Source organism: Bacillus sp. AFS012607 (genome assembly GCF_002558005.1).
Lineage (GTDB): Bacteria > Bacillota > Bacilli > Bacillales > Bacillaceae_G > Bacillus_A > Bacillus_A thuringiensis_S.
In genome coordinates, this window is the sequence record NZ_NTVM01000014.1 from 49433 (window position 1) to 71610 (window position 22178).

Below are 22178 nucleotides of genomic sequence, written 5' to 3' on the forward strand. Positions count from 1 at the left end.
ATCCTTCTCAAAAAATGCGATAATTAATACTATATAGTGAATCGTTCACACATATACAGTAAGAAAACATAGGGGGATGACACATGCCAAAAATGGGGAACACTTTTTTAACAATTCAAGAACTAGAAAAGAAAAAAGAGTATTTATTAGGCCTTTCATCCGTTATACCAACATGGAATACAAGCTATCAATTTTTATTTAAAGAAATCCAGCAAGAATTATTGGGTAAAGTAAATGAAAAACTCGAAAAACATCAATTCGTTTTAAATATATGTACAGATCAACAGGTAGGGGCATAATGTATTACATAAAATTGTGGTATAAAAAAGAGACCTCCAGCGGTCTCTTTTTTATACGTTTAAGATAGCCAATCTAATTTTCTAATCCCAAGCTTATCTACTGGTAAACGAAGTGAGCCATAAAAATGCTTCATAAATTGCTCTGAGCGGTTCACATCGTGTAAAATGGCTTCTAAGCGATCTCTATATATGCTTTTTTGTTCTTCGTTTCCAGTTTGGTAATATCGTTCGACCGTTTCAAAATAGTGCAGCGGGAACAAGAGCCTTGCAAATAATAAGCGCCAGCCAAATGAGGATAGCGAATAATTACGTTCATAATCTGTAACAAATTGAATTATTGTTTGCTCCCAGTCTTTCTTTTTTTCTATCATCATATAGCGAATTAATTCTGCCATATCTCGAGTTGGGTGATCATACACCCAATCAAAAGGAAGTTTGAGCCGCTTCGTTTGATGCCATAATAAAGGTGTGAATCGTTCTTGGCAAATTGTTGCTGCATCCGTTAGTTGCGGCGTATCATCCATTTCTGTATCGACAACATATTGAATTGCATTTTCTGCAACTCCTAAGTAATACGGGAAGGATTCAATAAACAATTGATCGAATACATCTGAAGGGTGGTTCATCACTTGTGATTGCCAAAACTTTTCTAATTGATCGAGCCTTTTTTCCCATAACGCTTTCCATTCACCAATACGGCTTAATTGCTCAATTTCTTCTGGAAAGAATGCACCTCGTTTATGGAATATAGAAAGCTCACTTCCTAATGACATAGCATGTCGTTCTAACGTGCGCATACCTTTTAATAAGCAGTAATTTTGTTCTTCTATCTCACTTACATAGTAGCCGTGTATAGTCGGAACGAAAGTCGCTACAGTTATATCCCCTTGCTGGTTCATATAATCACTGAGCTTTTTCATCTCTACAAGTACTTCTTCCTCCATTTCTCCAATTGGAACAAGTACATAAATTTTGTTGCGAATCCAAAAGCTTTTATAGGGGCCAAGGGGGATTAATTCTTTAACATGCATGTGATAATGCTCATAAATATGCTGAATCATCGCAGTCGCCACCTATGGTTTTTCTTTATATATATGAGCTTGTGCTCGCCTTTCATTCCTATGCACATGATAAAGCAACGAAACGTATACAAATACTAAAAAGAAAAAAAGGTGATAAACATGAAAGAATCAAATCAACTACAAGAAAGAGCATTACAACTATTACAAGAACGCGGTGTAACAATTGACGATATTGCTGAACTTGTTCATTTTCTTCAAAAAAAATATCATCCAAATTTAGAGATGTCAGAATGCCGTTATAATGTAGAACGTGTACTATCAAAACGTGAAGTACAAAACGCACTGATTACAGGTATCGAACTCGATGTTCTTGCTGAAAAAGGAATGCTAAGTGAGCCGTTACAAGATATCGTAAAACGTGATGAAGGCTTATACGGAATTGATGAAGTTATCGCACTTTCTATCGTGAATGTATACGGATCTATCGGTTTCACGAACTTTGGATATATCGATAAATTAAAACCTGGTATTTTAGAATACTTAAATGATAAATCAACTGGAAAAGTGCACACGTTCCTTGACGATATCGTTGGCGGAATTGCTGCCGCTGCCTCAAGCCGTTTAGCGCACCGAGCTGATCACTCGGAATAATAATGTTTTCTAGACCGTCAGTTTCATGCTGACGGTCTTTCGTATTCCATAAGCATAAATTCTCTTCCACGACTCAAAAAAATAGACCCTTGCTTAAATCCGATATTTTTATATAACGTAATCGCTCTTGTATTAAATGTTGCTACACTTAATCGAAACATCTTCGAATTAAATTCCTTAGCAGCAAACGCTATTCCAGCTTGAAAAAACATTTCTCCCATTCCCTTCCCTGTTAAATCTGGCTTCATGCCAAGTCCGATATCAATCACATCTTCTCCACCATATAAATTAGCATCTCTTCCACCTGGTACTTGTGCATTTTCTCCAAAACAAAAATAGCCGATGAACTCTTCTTGATCGTTACAACAGCCATAATAAGTTCCATCTAATAATTCTCTTATTACTTCTTTCTCGCCTGAAAAACTATATAAATTATATGGTTCCTCGTACGCCCACGTATTTATCTCATTTGCTTCTTCCTCTGTTAACTTATGTATATCCACTTTCTCTTTCCCCCTATTATATTTCTATTAACAATATTCGATATTCATCTTATAATTCATCTTTCTCAATATATTTTTTTAATTTCTCGCTTCATTTTATGGAAGATTTTTCTTATTATGTTACGATTAAACAGAATCATTACAAATAAGGTGGTGACAATTTGAATTACTTTTCTTATCTCTCCTCAGAAGAACGGCAAAATTTTTTCTATAAAGAACCTCTTAGTTTTTCAAAAAATATAGGAAAAGAACAACTAGCTTACGCACTAGGCGCTACACTATATACTCCTGGCACGAAAGAAACGATTGCGGAAGATATAATTAGAAAGAAACATGTGGATGCTACCTCAATTATTCTTTGTCTAGAGGACGCTATCAGCGATGAAGAAGTAAAACTTGCAGAGCAAAACATCGTCGTTCAAATACAGCAAATAGCCAACTTAGTCAGTGCCAACATACTAAATCAAGCAGACATCCCACTTCTTTTTATTAGAGTTCGACAGCCAAGTCAAATGAAGACAATTGTTACTGAATTAGGTAGTGCTGTTCATTGTTTATGTGGTTTTGTCTTTCCAAAATTCACACCGATTAACGGAAAGACTTATATCGATCAGCTTGCATGTATAAACGAGTTATACTCATTATCGCTATATGGCATGCCGATTTTAGAATCACCAGAAATTATGTATAAGGAAACACGGGCAGAATCATTATTACAAATAAAAGATTTACTAGATTCTTATCACGATTACATCTTAAATGTACGTATTGGTGCTACTGATTTTTCAAGTATATTTAGTATTCGGCGCAATAAATACACACCTATCTATCATATTACTGTTGTCCGTGATTGTATTTCAGACATTATTAACGTTTTCTCAAGGGCAACAAATGAATATATTATTTCAGGATGTGTATGGGAATATTTTTCTAATGATCATGAAGAAGGGCTCATTCAAGAGGTATCACTTGACCATGCAAATGGCTTAATCGGAAAGACAGTTATTCACCCATCTCATATTAAAGTTGTACAGGCAATGCACATTGTCACAATGGAAGATTATTTAGATGCGAGGTCAATTTTACAAAATGCAGATACGTATAATGGAGTGCTAAAAAGCAGTTTTTCTAACAAAATGAATGAAGTAAAGCCGCATTATGGCTGGGCTCGCAAAACCATTTTAAAATCTAATATTTATGGGGTGCTACATGAAAACAAACAATTCACCGATCTCCTTATTACAAACGCAAAGCAACACGTATAACGTTTTAAATAATATACAAGTTCATGTAGAAGTACGTGATAATCCATATAACTTAGCGCTAGACAATCTTTTTCAAATGGCTGCTAGAATAAATAAGAAACGTAGTTTTTTATTTGTGAGTACAATCCTTGGAAAGCATCTTCCTATTAAACCTGCAGTCTCTCTATCAAGTGGATTTGCTCTCGCTGCAAGATATATGGAAATGCTACATAATACTTCTCATCCATTTCAAAAAGAAATTTTAAATCTCATTTCATTAGAAATTCATGAAATCCCAGAGGAAGTATTTCGTTATCAATATCCTCTGCAAGAAGAAGTTTTGTTCATCGGATTCGCTGAGACAGCGACAGCACTTGGTCATTCTATGTTTCAATGCTTTCAAAATGCAAAGTATGTACATACAACTAGGGAATCGATACCCCACCTAGAATCTGTCATTACATTTGAGGAAGAACATTCTCATGCAACATCGCACCGTTGTTATGTGGATGAAAGCTTTTTTCAAAACAGCAATCCTATTGTTCTCGTAGATGATGAGATGACAACAGGAAAAACAGCATTAAATATTATTAGATCGATTCAAAATAAATTCCCACGAGAAGAATATATTATTGCTTCTTTATTAGACTGGCGTTCTCATACTAATAGAAGACAATTTAAACAATTAGAAGACGAACTTCAAATTAAGATTCATGTTATTTCTTTATTAGAAGGCAGTATTCATACAACTGGCCAACCATTGAATATTGCCAAAACAGATATTCAAATTGAAGAAACAAAACCTGATTTCAAAAAACATACCCTTACCTGCCCAAAATTACCCTATACATCAAATTATATAAAATATACTGGGCGATTTGGCATTTCAGCATATGAACAACAGCACATTCATTCTTTCGCTCAAGAAGCAGGAAAAACTTTAAAAAGAGAAAGAATTGGAAAACGAACACTCTGCCTCGGAACGGGTGAATTTATGTATATCCCAATGAAAATTGCTGCTGAAATGGGTGATAATATTTTATATCAATCTACAACAAGAAGCCCTATCCATCCTGTTTCAAATGATGTGAACTACGCCATTCATAATCATTTCTCATATCCAAGTCCTGAAGATTCTACTATTACAAATTACTTTTATAATATTTCACCTCATGATTACGATGAAGTATTTGTTTTTATTGAACGTGATTTAGGAGAAGAAGCCCTATCTCCTCTTCTAAAGCAGTTACAAACAGTTATTCCTTTTATTCATATCGTCTCATTTTCAAATAGCATAGAAAAGGAAGGTTGATAATTATGGTAAAAGTAAATTCTCACATTAGTAGTTATGATCCAAATGATGCTATTTTTCTATTAAAAGATATTAGTGATTTAATGAAAGAAAGTTCCACAGAAACTAGAGAACAAGCAATTCAAGCTGGCACACATTATTCTGAAATGTTACCAATGGAATATAAACCATCTAAAGCGTATATGGATTTATTCTTTTCTTCTCTGCAACAATACAAACACAAACTAGCCATCGCTGTTGGAGTTGTCGCCGAACAAATTATACAGACTAAAGGAACTAACCTTGTCCTCGTTTCATTAGCTCGTGCTGGTACACCTATTGGCATTCTTATAAAACGCTACATACGCTATCAATACAACCTTGATGTACCTCACTATTGTATTTCTATTGTTCGCGGACGCGGTATTGATGAAAATGCACTCCATTATATTTTGGAACATCACCCTAAAGAAACAATTCAATTCATTGATGGATGGACTGGGAAAGGTGCAATAAAAAAAGAATTAGAATATGCAGTACACACATTTAACGAACGAAATAATACACACATTTCTCATTGTATGGCTGTGCTTGCTGATCCCGGTTACTGTACTTCAATTTACGGTACACGTGAAGATTTTCTTATTCCTAGCGCTTGCTTAAATGCAACCGTCTCTGGACTCATTAGCCGCACTGTACTAAATGATACCTATATTGGTCCAAATGATTTTCATGGTGTTAAATATTATAAAGAGCTAGAACAAGAAGACTTATCAAATTTCTTCGTTGATGAGGTGACAGATTTATTCCCTTCTGTTCATTCTCATATAGATAATCAATTACGTTATATTACTTCAACTTACACTGATCCCTCTTGGCAAGGATTAAAAGATATACAGTCTATCCAAAGTCACTTTGAAATTGACGATATTAACTTAATCAAACCAGGAGTCGGCGAAACAACTCGCGTATTACTCCGGAGAATACCGTGGAAAATTTTAATATGTAAGCAAAACAATCCCGATTTAAAGCATATTTTACTTCTCGCTAAAGAAAAGAATGTCCCTATTGAAATCTATGAGAATATGACTTATTCATGTTGCGGGCTCATTAAGCCTCTTAGGAGGGAAACGTTATGATTTTCGCCAGTGATCTTGATCAAACGCTTATTTATTCCCGGAAATCGTTTCGTGCCCCTATAGAAGATGAATCAATTCAACTCATTGAAACTTTAGATGGGAAAGAAATTTCTTTCATATCACATAAAACCATTTCACTACTAAAAAAATTACAACTGCACTCACATTTCATCCCAGTTACAACAAGAACTATTGAGCAGTTTCAGCGTATTACTTTATTCCAAAACGAAATCATTCCCGAATACGCCATTACAAGTAACGGCGGTAATATCCTTCATAACGGTAAACAAGATGGTACTTGGAACAGGACAGTAAAAGAAAGACTATCGGTTGAATGTATAGAGAGAAACGACATACTAAAGGAATTTGGACAAATTGCTCATAAAGATTGGGTTATATCACAAAAAACAGCCGATGATCTATTCCATTATTGCATCATTAAGCGGGAGAACATTCCTTATGATGAATTATCATCCTTCACTTCCTGGTTAGACAAACAAGGCTGGAATTATTCACTTCAAGGTAGGAAGCTATACTTTGTACCAAAACCAATTAACAAATGGGATGCCGTGCAATATATAAAAGAAATTTTGCAAATAGATACGATTATTACAGCTGGGGATTCTTTACTTGATTTATGCATGCTTGAAAAGGCGAACCATGCCTTCGCACCACTTCATGGTGAGTTAGGAGCAATGCATGATAACTTACAATCCTATATTTTAAAAACAGACGCAATCGGCATATATGCCGCAGAAGAAATCGTAAATAAATCACTTCAAATTATTCACAGTTCATTACCTACCTCATGATTAAAATATGCACAATTGCATACGCACCACAATTAAACAAATGGTACAATTTATTTGAATCGCTGTTGCTACACTTCTTGATTAAAGAAAAGGCGCTAACACGGAAATTAGCGTCTTATCAACCTCAAGCAATTGGCACATTTTGTCATCTTAAAAGACACTCGAAAGAGTGTCTTTTTTTCTATATCCAACAAGGACTTACTCATTTCAAAGTATAAATACATAAAATAATGTAAATCATTACAAGCATGAATCACTTTCTAAAAGTTATAAAGTAGATTCAAAATAAAAAAGCACTCTTAACTAGAGTGCTTTTTACTTTCAAACAAGGAGGCTACATATATGGATAGCACTCTCGTATTTAACTTCGGCATTGGTCTTGTCATTATTTTATTTGTCTTCTTTGTACTTTGTATGAGCGGGGTATAAAAAGGCGATTTTTGAGCGTCTTTTTATACATATGTATTACTTGACTTCCATAAAAGGAGTAACCATAATGGTTACATATATACAAATAACTATTCACATATCCACAAAATAGGAGGAAGAACAATGAAACATGTAATCGTTTATGCACACCCAAATCCAGAAAGCTTCAACCATGCAATTTTAGAAACGGTAAAAAGTGAATTAGAAGAAAAAGGTCATGAAGTACGCGTTCGCGATCTATACGAATTAAACTTCAATCCAGTATTAAGCGCTTCCGATTTCATCTCATTTTCTCAAGGAAACACACCAGAAGATATTAAAGAAGAGCAAGAGCATATCTCTTGGGCTGATAGCATTACATTCATTTATCCAGTTTGGTGGGCGGGACTTCCTGCTATTTTAAAAGGATACGTTGACCGTGTATTTAGCCATGGATTCGCTTATGCTTACGGTGAAAACGGCATTGAAAAGTTATTAAGCGGTAAAAAAGGATTGTTATTATCTACAATGGGTAATACAAAAGAGGCATACACAGCAGGCGGGATGTTTGACGCAATGAAGAAAACAGCAGATGTTGGTATTTTTGAATTTACAGGCATTGAAACAATTGAGCACACATTCTATACGAGTGTTCCTTCTGTGGATGATGGTGTGCGTAAACAATATCTTGAAGAAGTTAAAGATGTTGTGAATCGTGCGTTTTAATAAAAAAAACAGGTAACCTCTTCGGTTACCTGTTTTTCATTACATCTTCTCAATCCACTCCGTCAAGTTATGCACAACTTGCGTTGGTTGTACTTCATATTCTGTTAACTTCTCCACAGTTGTGACTCCAGTGTGGACAAGAAGCGTATGCATGCCAGCATTTATTCCTGCTAAAATGTCTGTATCATAGTTATCCCCAACCATTAATGCTTCATTTTTTTCTATGCCAAGAACTTTTAAAGCTTGTTCCATAATGATTGATTCTGGTTTTCCGATAAAGATTGGATCCACACCTGTTGATACTGCTACAACTGATGTTAATGAGCCGTTACCTGGTAACAATCCGCGCTCAGTCGGAATGGCAATGTCTCCATTTGTAGAAATAAACGTCGCGCCGTTACGCACAGCAAGACACGCTTTTGCTAATTTTTCATATGTGATGTCACGATCTAAACCAACAACAACGAAATCAGGATTTTCATCCACAAGTTCAAATCCTTTTTCCACAAGTGCATCGTGTAAGCCTTCTTCACCAATCATATATACAGTTGCATCTTGTTTACGTTCATAAATGAAGTTCGCAGTCGCCATACTCGTTGTGAATACTTGCTCCGCTTTCGCTGGAATATCGAAACGAACAAGCTTTTCTGCCACTTGTTCTGGTTTGCGAGTTGAGTTATTCGTAACGAATAAGTATGGAATGCCGCGCTCTCCTAATGCTTTGACGAAGTCGCTTGCTTCTTCAATTTGTTCTTCCCCGCGATACATCGTACCGTCTAAGTCAATTAAGTAACCTTTATACATCGATTATGTCTCTCCTTTTATGCTAACGTTCTCACCTTATCATACCACTCTTATATTACCCGCTTTTCCAAAAGAAAAAAACGCTTTACCTTAAAGCGCCCCATAACGTTCATTTTTTCTCTTTTATTTGGTAAGAACAACTACAATCGCCCTCGCACATGTTTGCTAGCGTTTTCACATCTGCGTTCGTAAATAAACGCTTATACATCTCTTTTTCATCTTTACATACTTGTGGGAATCTCTCTGCAATTTCTTTTAACGGACAGTTTTGTTTTTCAATTACGAAAGATTTCTCTCCATCTCTCTTTATTTGAACCATATAACCATTTTTCTCTTGCATAGCTGCTATCTCTTGCACTTTATATGCTAAATTCTTTTGATTACTCACTCGCTTTTGCAACTGTTCTTCCATACGCTTCGTTCTTTCTTTTAAAACATATTGAAGTATTTTTTCATCGCCCATCCGAGCTAAATCTTCTAGCATATCAATCGCAAATTGCTTATACTCTTTCGGGAATGTATCTTCTCCCTTTTCACTTAATCCATACAAATAAGTTGGTCTTCCGACATGTTGCCTTACCATCTTAGAATAAATGAGTCCATCTTTCTCAAGATTACTTAAATGTCTTCTGATTGCCATTTCTGTAATCTCTAAAACGTCAGCTAGTTCCGCTACTGTGTGCTCTCCCTTTACTTTCAACAATTGTACAATCTCGTCTTTCGTAGTACGTGCTTCCCCCATACTTCACCCTTCTCCCTTTTCTTTCTCACATACAATATAAGATCCCCAAAAGGCATTCTCTGGGGATCTTATAAGCATAATTATTCTGGTACAAATGCAGATACAGGTCCTAATTCCTTTTCTAAATAACTGCGAATATTTGCTGGGTATTTTTCTACCACTGCAATATGTTTTTGAATCGTCTTATATAATTCATCATGATTCATTTGAATATAATCTTGCGTAAGCATTTTTCGAAGAAAGATAATTTCTTTCATCCCTTGTCCATCTTCTTCACTTATCACTCGCTCATCCATTAAAATATCAATAATATCTTCATAGCTTCCTGGATCGCGCATAATAAATCCATCAATCATCGCATTTCCTACATCTAATACAGTATCAATAATAAGATGGGCTATGCGCTCTAATGCGTAAAATTCAAACTCGGTTTCATATATCTTTTTCTCTTGAAATGTACTTGTTGCTCGTTCTAAACATACTAGCATTTGTTCTATTTTCTTTCTGTCTACAAAATACATGAATGTCACCTACCTGGAAATTAAAGCATTTACATTTTAATTGTAACGCTTTCTTCTGAAAAAATCGACAATTTTTCGAATTCACCTTTTCTCCGTTATTTGTTATAGTTATATTTGTATGATTTTTGAAATTGGAGGAATGAAATCTTGGAACGTGAACTCGCACTAGAAATTGTCCGTGTAACAGAAGCAGCAGCATTAGCATCCGCACAGTGGATGGGCCGCGGAAAGAAGAACGAAGCAGATGATGCAGCAACTACAGCAATGCGTGATATGTTTGATTCAGTAAACATGGCAGGTACAGTTGTAATCGGTGAAGGAGAACTTGATGAAGCACCGATGTTGTATATTGGTGAAGAACTAGGAACAGGTAACGGTCCAGAAGTAGACATCGCCGTTGACCCATTAGAAGGTACAAACATCGTTGCAAAAGGTCTTGCAAATGCAATGGCAGTTATTGCAATCGCAGACAAAGGGAACCTTCTTCATGCTCCTGATATGTACATGGAAAAAATCGCGGTTGGTCCAAAAGCAGCTGGTAAAATTAGCTTAGATGATCCAATTGAAAAAACAATTGAAATTGTAGCAGAAGCTAACAATAAAAAGATTCGTGATCTAACAGTTATCGTTCAAGAACGTGAGCGTCATCAAGATATTATTGACCGTGTTCGTGCAAAAGGTGCACGCGTAAAATTATTTGGTGACGGTGATGTTGGTGCGTCAATCGCAACAGCACTACCTGGAACGGGTATCGACTTATTCGTAGGTATTGGCGGAGCTCCAGAAGGTGTTATTTCTGCAGCAGCATTAAAGTGCCTTGAAGGTGAAATGCAAGCTCGCTTAGTTCCAATGAACGAAGAAGAAGAAGCTCGTTGTCGTGAAATGGGATTAGAAGATCCTCGTCAACTTCTTATGTTAGACGATTTAGTATCTGGTGATGATGCAATCTTCTCAGCAACTGGTGTATCTGCTGGTGAGTTATTAGACGGCGTGAAATTCCTAGGCGGAGATTTAGCTGAAACATACTCTATCGTAATGCGTTACAAAACAAGAACAGTACGATTCATTAAAACGCATCACCATTTAGATCATAAGCCACACTTAAACTTAGATATTTAATAAAAGGAGCCATGTGTATGGAAGAACGTTTCTTTCTGTACGACGACACTGTCGCTACAAAAACTCGTTTCGTTAGCTTTATGGGAGAAAATGAGCGTCATGATTTAGCGCTTTTATATTCCGATCGTCATTACGGTAAAACAATTGTACTTGATATGCAAAGTAATAAATTTGCAATTATCGGTGCTGACGATTTAAACGAACCAGGCTACTTAGAGCACGCATTTTCTATGACTGAAGAAATTGCAGAAGAGTTACGCTCATTTTTATTTGAACTTATATAATTTATCGTATGCACCAGCTATTTTAGCTGGTGTTTTTTCGCCTTTATTATTTCGAATTTTCAGTATTATATGTTATAATGAAGAATAAATCTATTTGGATAGAAAGGACGTTATCTACGTATGCCAACATTTACTTTGTAATGGACCAGCAATTGGATAGCATTACTCTCAAAAAAGCACCACGCTTTTTCAAGGGAGTAGTCTGCCCATTCCCATTACAAAGGAACGTATTGCATCTGTAGTATGATGTTTACGGAGGTTCCTCTTTGGGGAACCTCCTTTTATTTTTGTCTTTTTCTCATGTCTTCATACTACAAGACATCCAAATAGCTGTATTACGTTTCTTTGCCACTACTATAAGAGGTGAAGGAAAATGCAGAAAGTACAACTTTCTTGGAGTTTATATGAAAACGAGCAAAACACAATCGAAAAGTATTGTAAAAATTGCGGACGTACTACCCTATTTACTGATACGAATATTCGTAGGCATAACGCCAATGGAAAAAACATATACCGCTTTGCTATTTATAAATGTCCGAAAGATCATACGTGGAATCAAAAACTGCGTATTTATAAATCATTTACTGATCACGTTGAAACAGTCGATATGACCCAGCAAGATCAAACGGAAACAAGTACTACTATTTCCATTATGCAACATAAAGAAAACGGCATAGCCGAAATCACGATTGTATTAGACCTCATTTTTGGTTCTCACCGAATGGATAAGGCCTTATCCACATATATTTCTGACTGGAGCCGTACACTCATTGTAGATAAAATTAAAAATGGGGATATTCAATTGAACGGACAACAAATGAAGCCAAATACAATACTTTCTGAAGGCGATCATATCTCGATTTGTTTATAAGCGAGAATATGTAAAAAATCCTCTTACAATTGTAAGAGGATTTTTTTATTTCTTCACTTTTCGTAATACGAAGTGTGCACAACCGAAGTTACAGTACTCGTATAAATACTCCGTTAACGTACTAATTTTCGTATCATATGTCGCACGTTGGTTACTATCATCAAAGAATCCTCGCAGTCTAAGTTGCTCATATCCCCAGTCTCCAACGATATAATCATATTTATTTAAAATTTCTGCATAGCGCTCTTTAAATGCTTCTTCACTAAAACCGTCACGAAAGTTTTTAATTACTTCGTACTGAACATTATTAATGCTCACCGTAGCATGAATCTCTTGCTCTTGCTTTTGCTCCATCATTAACTTCCTCTCTAAGCATTCTTCTTTTTATCGTATCACAAAGCATACCAACCAACAATTTCAAATACAAAAAATTGAAAATTAGTGCATGCTATGGAGAAGGAGGTGATACATCGTGAAAAAACAAATTTTACTTTCCCTTCTCACTATTTCCTTATTTGCAGGGTGCCAATCAGCGAACAAAGCTGAAATGGAACGTGAAGAAGGAAGCCGTGTTCTTGTTTCCAATAAAAACGACATGTATCATACGGAAAATACAAATACAAGACTCACAAGAGTCGGTTATTCTTCTAAACAAAAGCATGAAGTATCTAACAAACAAGTAGGGGCCATTAATCGCGAGAAAGTCGCTGAAATGATTACAAGCATGACAGTCAAACTTCCTGACGTTACAAACGCTGCTACACTCGTTACTGATGATGAAGTGTTCGTTGTATACCGTGCAAACACAACGGATCCGAAACTTGTAGCGGATCAAGTATATAGAGCTGCCTTGTCCATCGTCCCTCGCTATTATAAAGCATATGTATCAACAGACCAAAAGTTGATTTCCCAAATTCAAGGCCTTCAATCTGGCGCATTAAATGATACAGAATATACGCAAAGCCTCGATATGTTAAAACGTGAAATGAGTAAAAATCCTCATTTGAACAATACGGGGGATCAGACCTTGAATGATATGATTAAAAAGTAAAACAGGTGGAGAAAATCTCCACCTGTTTTACTTTTTATTACGATCCGCATAAACTTCCATCGCATCACACATAAACTGCGCTAACCCCTCGCCAAACTTATCGATATTTTTCGTGAAGCGCTCATCAGCGACATACATTTGACCGAGTCCCTTAAAAGCGTCTAATGAATAGTGACTAAAGTTTTGCAAGTAATCGTACCATACTTTGATTGCTCCCTGCGCCTCTTTAGAATCTGGTGCACCGTGTCTCAGTACCGCTAAATTTCTATAAATAGTATTAAACTCTTCTTGGTTCTCTTTTGACATACCTTTTGCATATTCGTTCGCTTTATCTACAGCTGCGTCTCCCCATTTTTCACGTGCTTCTTCTTCATATGGGTTATGGCTGAAATCGAATCCTTCAAATTTCTCTTTGTTCGTCATTTCAATCTCTCCTTTTGTATGCTGAATTGTTTTATCAATCGTCGCAATCACCTTATCTAATCTGGCACGCTTTTCAATAAGCATTTTCTTATGAAGCTGTAGTGCCTCTTCGCGATCAAATGATGGACTCATGATAATTTCTTTAATTTTCTTCAAAGGGAAGCCAAGCTCTTTAAAAAACAAAATTTGCTGCAATGTCTCTAGATTTTCATTGGAATACAGACGATATCCAGACTCTGTCGTCTCGTCTGGGGTTAACAATCCAATTTCATCGTAATGATGCAGTGTGCGCACACTAATTCCAACTAAATCAGCTACTTCTTTTACCTTCATTGTCATGTGTATCTCCCCCTTAGTACATACGATAAAGTATGACGCAACGTTAGAGTCAATAAGTAAATTCATTTTCTTTCTAAAAGTTTCATCTCTCCTGTATTTCATGCATAATAGATATGTACATATATTAGAAAGCGGTGAAAGTATGGTTTCAAATACTGTAATTGCCAGCATCATCTTTCAACTCATTGTCTCGATTCTGGTCCCAATTATCGTACTCGTTTATTTCCGTAAAAAATATAATATTAATTGGAAAGTGGTCGGCATTGGTGTTCTTATCTTTATCGGATTTACCCAAATTCTTGAAACACCATTCCACCTATTTATGCGCGGTAATCCAACAATCGCTCCATTTTTAGAAAATCCGTTTGCCTTCGCAATTTATGGCGGATTGACTGCTGGTATTTTTGAAGAATTAGGACGCTTCGTTGCCTTCTTCTTCTTACTAAAAAAATATCTAGAATATAAAGATGGCTTCGCTTATGGAATTGGTCACGGCGGAATTGAATCTATTTTAATTGGCGGTTTTTCTGCATTACAAGCATTAATCTTTGCTAATTCTATTAACGATGGTAGCTTCTCTCGACTGATTGAACAAAAGCCCGAGCTCAGCATTTTACAAGACATGTTAATTCAGCAACCTGCCTACTTATACTTCCTTGGTAGCGTAGAAAGAATTATGGCACTCGTGCTTCAAATCGCCTTTACAATGCTTGTTTTATACGCAGTAAAACAGAAGAAATATATCTTCCTAGTATACGCTATACTATTCCACGCATTTGTAGACTTCTTTGCGGCACTTTACCAAACAAAGACAATCAATATCTTTGTTGCCGAAGGAATTACACTTCTCTGTACAATTGGTGCTGTCGTTCTTATTCGCAAAATGAAAGAGAAATTAATGAGTGTACCAGAGTAAAAAAATAACCCACCGGTTGGTGGGTTATTTTTTATAAGGACTATCACAATGATGATAACTTTTACCCTCCTTTAGCTCCCTCTTTGTTTCTGCATCTATAACGATGTACTTATGAAACTCTTCTACTTCATTTTGAGTAAAAGAAGCGAAAAAATAAACTTGGCGATCAGGGTGAACAAAAAAATCTTGAAGCACCACTCTACTTCGACAACCGACAGCTGTTTTTTTTAGGAAAGAAAATTCTTCATCAGGCACTTCTTTAAATAAGATTTTTTTCCGAACACTATATGCTGCATTTTTATATTCTTTATAGATTTTCTTATCTAACTGTTTATAAAAAACATCCTCACTCACAAATGACTTATTTCGATTGCTTGGATAATTTAGTTTTTGGTTGGATTCTGCATATGTTGTGGACAATTGCGTAAGAAAACAAATAATGAATATGATACATATCATTTTTTTCATCATTGTACCTCAATTTTTTATTATCCACATTACTTTTCCACATATTTAAATCCATATGCCGTTTCCAATAAAAAGGAATTATTTCCACATTTGTCGAAGTATATAGCGTCAACTTGAAAGATGGGGATGAATTATGAAGAAAATTATTGTAATACGACATTGTTCAGCAACTGGGCAAAAACGTGATGCTGAATTAACGACCGATGGGAAAGATCAAGCAAATAACCTTGCTACATTCCTCTTAGAAAATCATCTACAAATCGATCATATTATTTCAAGCCCATTTGTCCGAGCTATCGATTCCATTCGGCCCTATGCGCTCCAAGCTAGCTTATCTATCCAAGAAGATGAACGATTAACTGAACGCATATTGAGCAACTTTCCAATGGATGATTGGATGCAAAAACTAGAATCCACTTTTACGAACATAGATATTGCCTTTTCAGGCGGAGAGTCAACAAAACAAGCAACAGACCGTGCCATATCGCTTATTCAAGACGTTTTACAATTAAACCATACGACAACACTACTTGTTACACACGGCAATTTACTTACACTCATTTTAAAGCATTTTGATCATACGATTGGCTTTAATGAATGGAGAGCTTTAACGAATCCTGATATTTACGAAATTACAATCGACGAACAATGTATCATAACACGCTTATGGAAAGCATCGTCCAAGTAATATCCCTTTCAAAAACATTCAGTTGACGCCACGAGAAGAGACTGTTCTAACAATAGAAAGGGGTATTATTTCATATGTACGAAGACGTACTTGCTCTACTACATAAAACAAATGTTTCTTATGAAAAGTTCGAACACGAACCGGTACTCGATTATGAGACAGATCGGATTGTACGTGAAAGACTTGGCTTACAAGGTACTCCAAGTAAAAGCTTATTTTTAAAATCAACATCTGGAAATTTTTACGTGTTTTTTACGTTAGAAGGAACTCGGCTTAACCGAGGAGAGATGAAAGAAATAACTGGAGAACGCTTATCGCTCTGTTCTCCTGATGAACTAAGAATGGAAACTGGCTGTACTCCAGGATGTGTAGCTCCTTTTGGTTATTCACAAGATGTAACAATTATTGTGGACAGTTCCGTTTATGCGTACGATAAAATTTTAATTACACCTGGTGTTCCTGAATTTACAATTGAATTATCCACAGAAGAATTAAAAAAGATTTTATTAACATGTCCAAATACCGTTTTAGAGTACAAACAAAAAGAGAGCTAATCGTTAGCTCTCTTTTTTCATTATTTAGCTTCTGCTGTTTTTTCTTTTGCAGAACGTACTTGCTCGTCCGCATGGTAAGAAGAACGCACAAGTGGGCCAGCTTCACAGTGGCTAAATCCTTTGCTAAGTGCAATTTCTTTAAGCTCTGCAAATTCTGCTGGTGGATAATATTTAATAACTGGTAAATGCTTCTTAGATGGTTGTAGATATTGTCCAAGAGTTAAAATATCCACATTGTTTGCACGTAAGTCATCCATTGCTTCAATTAAATCTTCTCTTGTTTCACCTAAGCCGACCATAATGCTCGATTTAGTTGGAATATCAGGCTGCATTTCTTTTGCTCGACGTAAAAACTCTAATGAACGGTCATATTTTGCTCTAGCGCGAACTCGGTTAGATAATCGACGTACTGTTTCAATGTTATGGTTTAAAATATCTGGTTTTGCATCCATTAACATTTTTAAGTTTTCTTCTACCCCAGCCATATCAGATGGTAATACTTCGATAGACGTGAATGGGTTTTTACGACGTACTGCTCGTACTGTTTCAGCAAAAACAGCTGCTCCGCCGTCCTTTAAATCATCACGTGCAACCGCTGTTATAACAACGTGCTTTAAGCCCATTTGTACTACTGAATCTGCTACGCGTTCTGGTTCTTGTAAATCAAGCTCAGTTGGTAAGCCTGTTTTAACCGCACAAAAACGACAAGCGCGTGTACAAACCGCACCTAAAATCATAAATGTTGCTGTTTTTCTTACAGCCCAGCATTCATGAATATTCGGACATTTTGCCTCTTCACAAACGGTATGAAGATTCTTAGAACGCATCATTTTCTTTAAGCCTGTATAGTTTTCATTCGTGTTTAACTTAATTTTCAACCATTCGGGCTTGCGCTTATATTCTGTTTGTTTTGTCATGGTTATCAACTCCGCACAATATGAAATAGTTTACCGTGTTCGCTTCTTTCAATGTAACATATCTATTCTAACGTATGAAAGCGATTTGCTCAAATGAAGATTCTAAGATTTTTTCCAATCGTTCCCTATAATGAAATACTCCGTATATCCCACACTAAAAAGAGTGATGTTGTGAAAGGAGTCTATTTCATGCTTCGAAAAATTTCTCTTTTGCTTTCTATTTGTTTTCTTCTCCACCAAAACATCGCCTACGGTGAAGATAATCAGCAAAGCATATACGAAAAGCGCATGGCACTATATAAAGAAACCGAGCAGTCTTCAGGCATTCCATGGTATTACTTAGCTGCAATGGATCAATATGAAAGAAATATACGGAGCGTAAGAAAAGATATTCCAAAAAAACCAGATGCCATCATTTCCCTTTATTTCAAACCAGAAATATGGGCTGGACCTGTTAATAGTAACGACACTCTCCCCCATACAATTTCTCTATTTGGCGGAATAGGTTTAGATGGTGACAAAGATGGATTTGCAAATGCAAATAGCGACCGTGATCTTCTGCATACCGCAGCGACTATTTTAAGGAAACAAGGAACGTCAGAAGACCGTATTAAAATTATGCTTTGGGAATATTATAGACGTGCAAAAACAGTTGATTTAATTAGCGAGTACGCCCAAATTTATAAACATTATGGACGTATTAATTTAGAAGGAAATGCTTTTCCTCTTCCGATTCGTAGTGACCATAGCTACCGTAGTACTTTCGGTGCTGGAAGAAGTTTTGGGGGCAGACGAGTTCATGAAGGAACCGATATTTTTGCCGGATATGGCGTGCCAGTAAGATCGACTTGCTATGGCATTATTGAAACGAAAGGTTGGAACCGCCTTGGTGGATGGCGCATTGGTATTCGCGACCTTCATAACAATTACCATTATTACGCTCATTTAGGCGGGTTCTCAAAAGAAATACAGCTTGGACAAATTGTTGAGCCCGGAAAAGTAATCGGGTTTGTTGGTAGCACTGGCTATGGCCCCCCTGGTACAGCCGGAAAATTCCCACCCCACTTACATTTTGGCATATATAAAGACAATGGCTATACAGAATGGGCCTTCGATCCATATATGCATTTAAGCCTTTGGGAACGCAAAGAACGAGCAAATACAAAACGATAACCGTAGCGCATTGCTACGGTTATTTTTTATCCAGTAAAAGCCCGATTGATTCAAGTTTCACTTTATATGCAATTAACTATCTGTTTTCTTTTTATCAGGTACAGCAACACTTCCGCTTCCATAATACGTAGGCACTTCCCCTTGAACGATACGCGTCGCAATCGGAACATTTTGTTTCACCGTTATCTCTTCTGTATGAAATGGAATGATTACTTGCAACGTTACTTCCATTTCCATAACAATTTGAATCGCTGTAGTGTTGATCCCGTGCGGCTCAATTTTTTGTTTAATATCTGTATTCACATGCCCAATTGGCGTGAAATGAATCGGAATATCTGGTCCTATATTACCAAGAAGCGCATTATCAGTTACACGCCCAAAAGGAACTGCCATAGTCGCCCCGTTTTTTTCAGAAATACCTAGCTCCTTCAACTTCCCTTGTTCTACTTGCTGCAAATATTTTTCTATGTACGTAGTCGTTGACGTTACGATTTCATTTACTTGCTTTGTATTTAAATTAATTGTGGATACTTTCCCGTTTTTATCATTTTGTACTTTCATTAACGAATCGACATCGAATCCTTCATTAATTCGATCCTTTACCGCCTTCGTCATAATTGCCGTCGCCATTTTCTTTGTCTCTACTTCTCCATATTTAATTAAGGTCGGCTGAATACTATTATTCACAATCCACAGCCCTTGCGTAAGTAATATAACAAAAAGAATAAACGACATAAGCAGTATATACCGAAAGGCAATAGGTCCCTTTCGAAACCGCGAGTTTTTCGAGCGAAATATACTCATAAAAAAACCTCCTTCTTATATCATTTCTATGCAAGAAGGAGGGACGATATATGCTTATCTCATTTTTAATAATGCTTCTTTTCCAATCGTTCCTGCTGGAATGCCTAATGCTTCAGCTCCAGTCGTTACCGATTCTAGTGGCGCTTCAAGAAGTTGTTCAATCGTTCTTACACCAACCGCACGGCCAGCAATAATTCCTCGATCACCTAACTTCTTATTTAAAAGACCTACATCTAATGCACCACACATAATATATCCTTTATCGCTCATTACAGCTAGCAAATTCGTCTTTGGAAGTTTGACGCTAACTGCAATAAACGTATAATTATCAATTATAATTGGCTCCACATTAACCATAGTTCACACTCCTCTCTTTCTTATCTGTATGACAAGAGAAAAATGAGTGTTACAAGTTAACTAGCCTATAGTTTAACGGAAGATGTATAAGTTATTAACATATCTGTTAACACATCTCTAAGTAGTTCTGGCATATAATATTGTTTGCTAGAAAGTGTGGATAGCTCTGGGTATAAGTATCCAAACGTAAACATATCAATTGTTCCTACTGTATATATACGGTCTAACTCCAGCGATTCGCCGTTAATCAATACATCTTCTAATAAAATTTTATTCCCAGGAATCGTATCTGGAATTACTTCTACACCAGCGTAAATCATTTTCCCCATCACTTTCCCCCGAAATCCGAATCCTTTCACCTCAAGATTCTCCATATTCGGTTTACGTGCTTTCAAAATAACTTCTCTTAATATCTTTCCTGGAACTTTCAAAGCACACGGATTAATTGGATGTGGACAAATTCTGTGAATATCTCCGCGCGTTACAACACCCTCTTCTAATCCTTCAAGAAGTACACCAGCATTCACCATTCCAATTTCTGCACTGCACCATGTTTTCAGCGCACTTGCTAACATATGAGAAAACGGCGCCTCATGAAACCAATCAACCGGTAATGACTCTTTTAAATGAACGACAGGCTCTGCCATTATATGCTTACTTTCTTCCTGCAGTATTTCAATTGTGGATAACGGCTCGCTATAAGCCCCTAACCGTTCCGTCTTAATTGCTCTACCGTCTTTTTTCAGTAGTTTCTTCGTCTCTATATCCACAGTAAGCTGTACGTGACCAACGTAACGCCCCCACTTTTCACAACAACAAAGTAACGTATTATTCATAAGAACACCACACTCAAATAAATGATGCGTATGCGCACCTAAAATCACATCTATATCATAATGCTCTGCCATATACTCATCCATGCTTTTTCCAAGGTGAGAAAGGACAACTGTAATATGAGCCTCATCTCGCACTTCTTCTAAAATAGACTCTAAATGGATAAGCGGATCTTCAATATGCCAATCGAGCATATGATAGAACTCTGGATAAGCTACCGTTAACCCGATAAAGGCAATCGTAATCCCATCTGTCGTTGTATGTAATTTATAAGGCTTTGCCCACTCCGGACGTACACCTTCTTTTTCAAATAAATTCGCGACAAGCACTTCAAATCCAGCCTCATCATATAGACGATTCAAATGCTCCTTCGCTAACGTAATTCCTTCATTATTTCCGATCGTTACATAATCATATAACGCCTCATTTAAAAGCTTCGTATTGCCAAGTCCATTCGTCGCTTCCGAAATACTATGAAAACGATCCACATGATCGCCGATATCAACCGTCAAAACGGTCTCTCCCGCTTCCTGTCTTCGCTTTTTCTCTCCCTGTACAAACCGAGAAATTTGCGGCCAATTTTCAAAATGACTATGTATATCGTTTGTATGATAAAGGTGGATGATTGTTTCCTTATTTATATTCAGAGAAAAAACCTCCTCTCAGTTCCTTACTGCCATTTACGCTATGCGCACACAATAATCCTGTAAATACTTTTCGTCTTTTCTTGCTATTTTACATTGTACTCGCATTGTGAGAAAAAGCAAAAGATTGCCCTTTTTTATATGAGAAACTTTTGCTAATGCAGGAAAGAATTCCAGATAGTGGAAGGAGGGGTGGATTTGTCAAAAAGTTTAATATAAAATTCAGTGGTTGATTGTTCAAGTGGATTTGTCAGTCTCTTTGTCTTAAACCTAGTCGTTCTCTGTTCTTATAAAATGTTTGGGGTATGTGAGAATTTTCTTTTGTCTTATCTTGTCGACAAATCGATATTCCTTGTCGAAACGTTGATATATTGAAATAATCGTTGATATATTCCCGTTTATGATCGATATATTTGAAAAATCGTTGATATATTTAGCTGAACACCCACCCGGGTATCCTCTCCCAAGCCAAGACAAATCCGCAAAACAAAAAAGCGCCCTGCACAGCAGGGCGCTTTTTTCATACATATATTATCCAGTTCTAGCGGCTAGAATGTTCGGTGGCTTCACTTCT

27 protein-coding genes are annotated in these 22178 nt (G+C 36.5%); 15 read left to right on the top strand and 12 right to left on the bottom strand.

Annotated features, from left to right (window positions below):
- Positions 1-83: 83 nt before the first annotated feature.
- Complete coding sequence (locus tag CN409_RS19135; protein ID WP_001125497.1) at positions 84-299, top strand: hypothetical protein; 216 nt, start codon at positions 84-86, stop codon at positions 297-299.
- 59 nt (positions 300-358) lie between these two features.
- On the opposite strand, the gene yutH is transcribed toward CN409_RS19135, so the two are convergent.
- Positions 359-1360: a spore coat putative kinase YutH gene (gene yutH, locus CN409_RS19140; RefSeq protein ID WP_000614219.1), complete on the bottom strand. Its 1002-nt coding sequence runs from the start codon at positions 1358-1360 to the stop codon at positions 359-361.
- 120 nt (positions 1361-1480) lie between these two features.
- On the opposite strand from yutH, the gene CN409_RS19145 reads away from it, so the two are divergent.
- Positions 1481-1972, top strand: coding sequence for a phosphatidylglycerophosphatase A family protein (locus CN409_RS19145; protein WP_000665102.1), 492 nt, complete (start codon positions 1481-1483; stop codon positions 1970-1972).
- Positions 1973-1995: 23 nt separating this feature from the next.
- Here the strand turns inward: CN409_RS19145 and CN409_RS19150 are convergent, their stop codons facing one another.
- A complete protein-coding gene (locus CN409_RS19150) occupies positions 1996-2475 on the bottom strand; it encodes a GNAT family N-acetyltransferase (RefSeq protein ID WP_000351144.1) in 480 nt (159 codons plus the stop codon).
- A gap of 161 nt (positions 2476-2636) precedes the next feature.
- Between CN409_RS19150 and CN409_RS19155 the strand changes: the two genes are divergently transcribed.
- From CN409_RS19155 to CN409_RS19180, 5 genes are all read left to right on the top strand, one after another.
- Positions 2637-3740, top strand: coding sequence for an HpcH/HpaI aldolase/citrate lyase family protein (locus CN409_RS19155; RefSeq protein WP_001106085.1), 1104 nt, complete (start codon positions 2637-2639; stop codon positions 3738-3740).
- Positions 3685-5031, top strand: a complete 1347-nt coding sequence (locus tag CN409_RS19160; protein WP_097981387.1) for a phosphoribosyltransferase family protein — start codon at positions 3685-3687, stop codon at positions 5029-5031. Before CN409_RS19155 ends, CN409_RS19160 begins: the two co-directional genes overlap by 56 nt.
- Before the next feature lie 5 nt (positions 5032-5036).
- Positions 5037-6149, top strand: coding sequence for a cysteine protease StiP family protein (locus CN409_RS19165; RefSeq protein WP_044783123.1), 1113 nt, complete (start codon positions 5037-5039; stop codon positions 6147-6149).
- A complete protein-coding gene (locus tag CN409_RS19170; RefSeq protein WP_081144084.1) occupies positions 6146-6961 on the top strand; it encodes an HAD family hydrolase in 816 nt (271 codons plus the stop codon). The genes CN409_RS19165 and CN409_RS19170 overlap by 4 nt, the downstream gene beginning before the upstream one ends.
- Positions 6962-7513: 552 nt before the next feature.
- Positions 7514-8095 carry an NAD(P)H-dependent oxidoreductase gene (locus CN409_RS19180; protein ID WP_016078134.1) on the top strand — a complete coding sequence of 194 codons (582 nt, stop codon included), beginning with the start codon at positions 7514-7516 and terminating at the stop codon, positions 8093-8095.
- A gap of 39 nt (positions 8096-8134) precedes the next feature.
- On the opposite strand, the gene CN409_RS19185 is transcribed toward CN409_RS19180, so the two are convergent.
- The 3 genes from CN409_RS19185 to CN409_RS19195 all read right to left on the bottom strand — a co-directional run bounded on the left by CN409_RS19185 (position 8135) and on the right by CN409_RS19195 (position 10162).
- Complete coding sequence (locus tag CN409_RS19185; protein WP_000276467.1) at positions 8135-8899, bottom strand: TIGR01457 family HAD-type hydrolase; 765 nt, start codon at positions 8897-8899, stop codon at positions 8135-8137.
- 109 nt (positions 8900-9008) lie between these two features.
- On the bottom strand, positions 9009-9641 hold the full coding sequence (locus CN409_RS19190; protein WP_000503340.1) for a helix-turn-helix transcriptional regulator: 633 nt from the start codon (positions 9639-9641) through the stop codon (positions 9009-9011).
- 80 nt (positions 9642-9721) lie between these two features.
- Positions 9722-10162, bottom strand: a complete 441-nt coding sequence (locus CN409_RS19195) for a DUF86 domain-containing protein (RefSeq protein WP_097981388.1) — start codon at positions 10160-10162, stop codon at positions 9722-9724.
- A gap of 147 nt (positions 10163-10309) precedes the next feature.
- Here CN409_RS19195 and glpX point away from each other — a divergent pair, with 147 nt between their 5' ends.
- From glpX to CN409_RS19215, 3 genes are all read left to right on the top strand, one after another.
- The gene (gene glpX, locus CN409_RS19200; RefSeq protein WP_000439090.1) at positions 10310-11281 is read left to right on the top strand and encodes a class II fructose-bisphosphatase; all 972 of its coding nucleotides are present in this window, start codon (positions 10310-10312) and stop codon (positions 11279-11281) included.
- 17 nt (positions 11282-11298) lie between these two features.
- Positions 11299-11565, top strand: coding sequence for a DUF3055 domain-containing protein (locus tag CN409_RS19205; RefSeq protein ID WP_000392611.1), 267 nt, complete (start codon positions 11299-11301; stop codon positions 11563-11565).
- A 373-nt stretch (positions 11566-11938) separates the two neighbouring features.
- Positions 11939-12436, top strand: a complete 498-nt coding sequence (locus CN409_RS19215; RefSeq protein WP_086396212.1) for a cytoplasmic protein — start codon at positions 11939-11941, stop codon at positions 12434-12436.
- A gap of 45 nt (positions 12437-12481) precedes the next feature.
- On the opposite strand, the gene CN409_RS19220 is transcribed toward CN409_RS19215, so the two are convergent.
- On the bottom strand, positions 12482-12793 hold the full coding sequence (locus tag CN409_RS19220; protein WP_000970508.1) for a YutD family protein: 312 nt from the start codon (positions 12791-12793) through the stop codon (positions 12482-12484).
- Positions 12794-12908: 115 nt separating this feature from the next.
- Here CN409_RS19220 and CN409_RS19225 point away from each other — a divergent pair, with 115 nt between their 5' ends.
- Positions 12909-13487 (top strand): YhcN/YlaJ family sporulation lipoprotein, encoded by a 579-nt coding sequence (locus CN409_RS19225; RefSeq protein WP_000744128.1) that lies wholly within the window; start codon positions 12909-12911, stop codon positions 13485-13487.
- A 27-nt stretch (positions 13488-13514) separates the two neighbouring features.
- Here CN409_RS19225 and CN409_RS19230 read toward each other — a convergent pair whose 3' ends face one another.
- On the bottom strand, positions 13515-14249 hold the full coding sequence (locus tag CN409_RS19230) for a MerR family transcriptional regulator (RefSeq protein ID WP_000178111.1): 735 nt from the start codon (positions 14247-14249) through the stop codon (positions 13515-13517).
- A 100-nt stretch (positions 14250-14349) separates the two neighbouring features.
- Between CN409_RS19230 and CN409_RS19235 the strand changes: the two genes are divergently transcribed.
- Positions 14350-15165: a YhfC family intramembrane metalloprotease gene (locus CN409_RS19235; RefSeq protein WP_136983616.1), complete on the top strand. Its 816-nt coding sequence runs from the start codon at positions 14350-14352 to the stop codon at positions 15163-15165.
- A 24-nt stretch (positions 15166-15189) separates the two neighbouring features.
- On the opposite strand, the gene CN409_RS19240 is transcribed toward CN409_RS19235, so the two are convergent.
- On the bottom strand, positions 15190-15624 hold the full coding sequence (locus CN409_RS19240) for a hypothetical protein (RefSeq protein ID WP_057096754.1): 435 nt from the start codon (positions 15622-15624) through the stop codon (positions 15190-15192).
- 142 nt (positions 15625-15766) lie between these two features.
- Here CN409_RS19240 and CN409_RS19245 point away from each other — a divergent pair, with 142 nt between their 5' ends.
- On the top strand, positions 15767-16321 hold the full coding sequence (locus CN409_RS19245) for a histidine phosphatase family protein (RefSeq protein ID WP_016078135.1): 555 nt from the start codon (positions 15767-15769) through the stop codon (positions 16319-16321).
- A 74-nt stretch (positions 16322-16395) separates the two neighbouring features.
- The gene (locus CN409_RS19250) at positions 16396-16875 is read left to right on the top strand and encodes a YbaK/EbsC family protein (protein ID WP_000272752.1); all 480 of its coding nucleotides are present in this window, start codon (positions 16396-16398) and stop codon (positions 16873-16875) included.
- A 20-nt stretch (positions 16876-16895) separates the two neighbouring features.
- Here CN409_RS19250 and lipA read toward each other — a convergent pair whose 3' ends face one another.
- On the bottom strand, positions 16896-17792 hold the full coding sequence (lipA, locus tag CN409_RS19255) for a lipoyl synthase (protein WP_000166367.1): 897 nt from the start codon (positions 17790-17792) through the stop codon (positions 16896-16898).
- A gap of 189 nt (positions 17793-17981) precedes the next feature.
- Between lipA and CN409_RS19260 the strand changes: the two genes are divergently transcribed.
- Positions 17982-18965, top strand: coding sequence for a M23 family metallopeptidase (locus CN409_RS19260; RefSeq protein WP_000944682.1), 984 nt, complete (start codon positions 17982-17984; stop codon positions 18963-18965).
- 72 nt (positions 18966-19037) lie between these two features.
- Here CN409_RS19260 and yunB read toward each other — a convergent pair whose 3' ends face one another.
- The 3 genes from yunB to CN409_RS19275 all read right to left on the bottom strand — a co-directional run bounded on the left by yunB (position 19038) and on the right by CN409_RS19275 (position 21607).
- The gene (gene yunB, locus CN409_RS19265; RefSeq protein WP_000021794.1) at positions 19038-19769 is read right to left on the bottom strand and encodes a sporulation protein YunB; all 732 of its coding nucleotides are present in this window, start codon (positions 19767-19769) and stop codon (positions 19038-19040) included.
- Between the two features lie 54 nt (positions 19770-19823).
- The gene (locus CN409_RS19270) at positions 19824-20126 is read right to left on the bottom strand and encodes a YunC family protein (protein ID WP_016099108.1); all 303 of its coding nucleotides are present in this window, start codon (positions 20124-20126) and stop codon (positions 19824-19826) included.
- Positions 20127-20191: 65 nt separating this feature from the next.
- Positions 20192-21607 carry a bifunctional metallophosphatase/5'-nucleotidase gene (locus CN409_RS19275; RefSeq protein WP_153599208.1) on the bottom strand — a complete coding sequence of 472 codons (1416 nt, stop codon included), beginning with the start codon at positions 21605-21607 and terminating at the stop codon, positions 20192-20194.
- Positions 21608-22178: the final 571 nt, after the last annotated feature.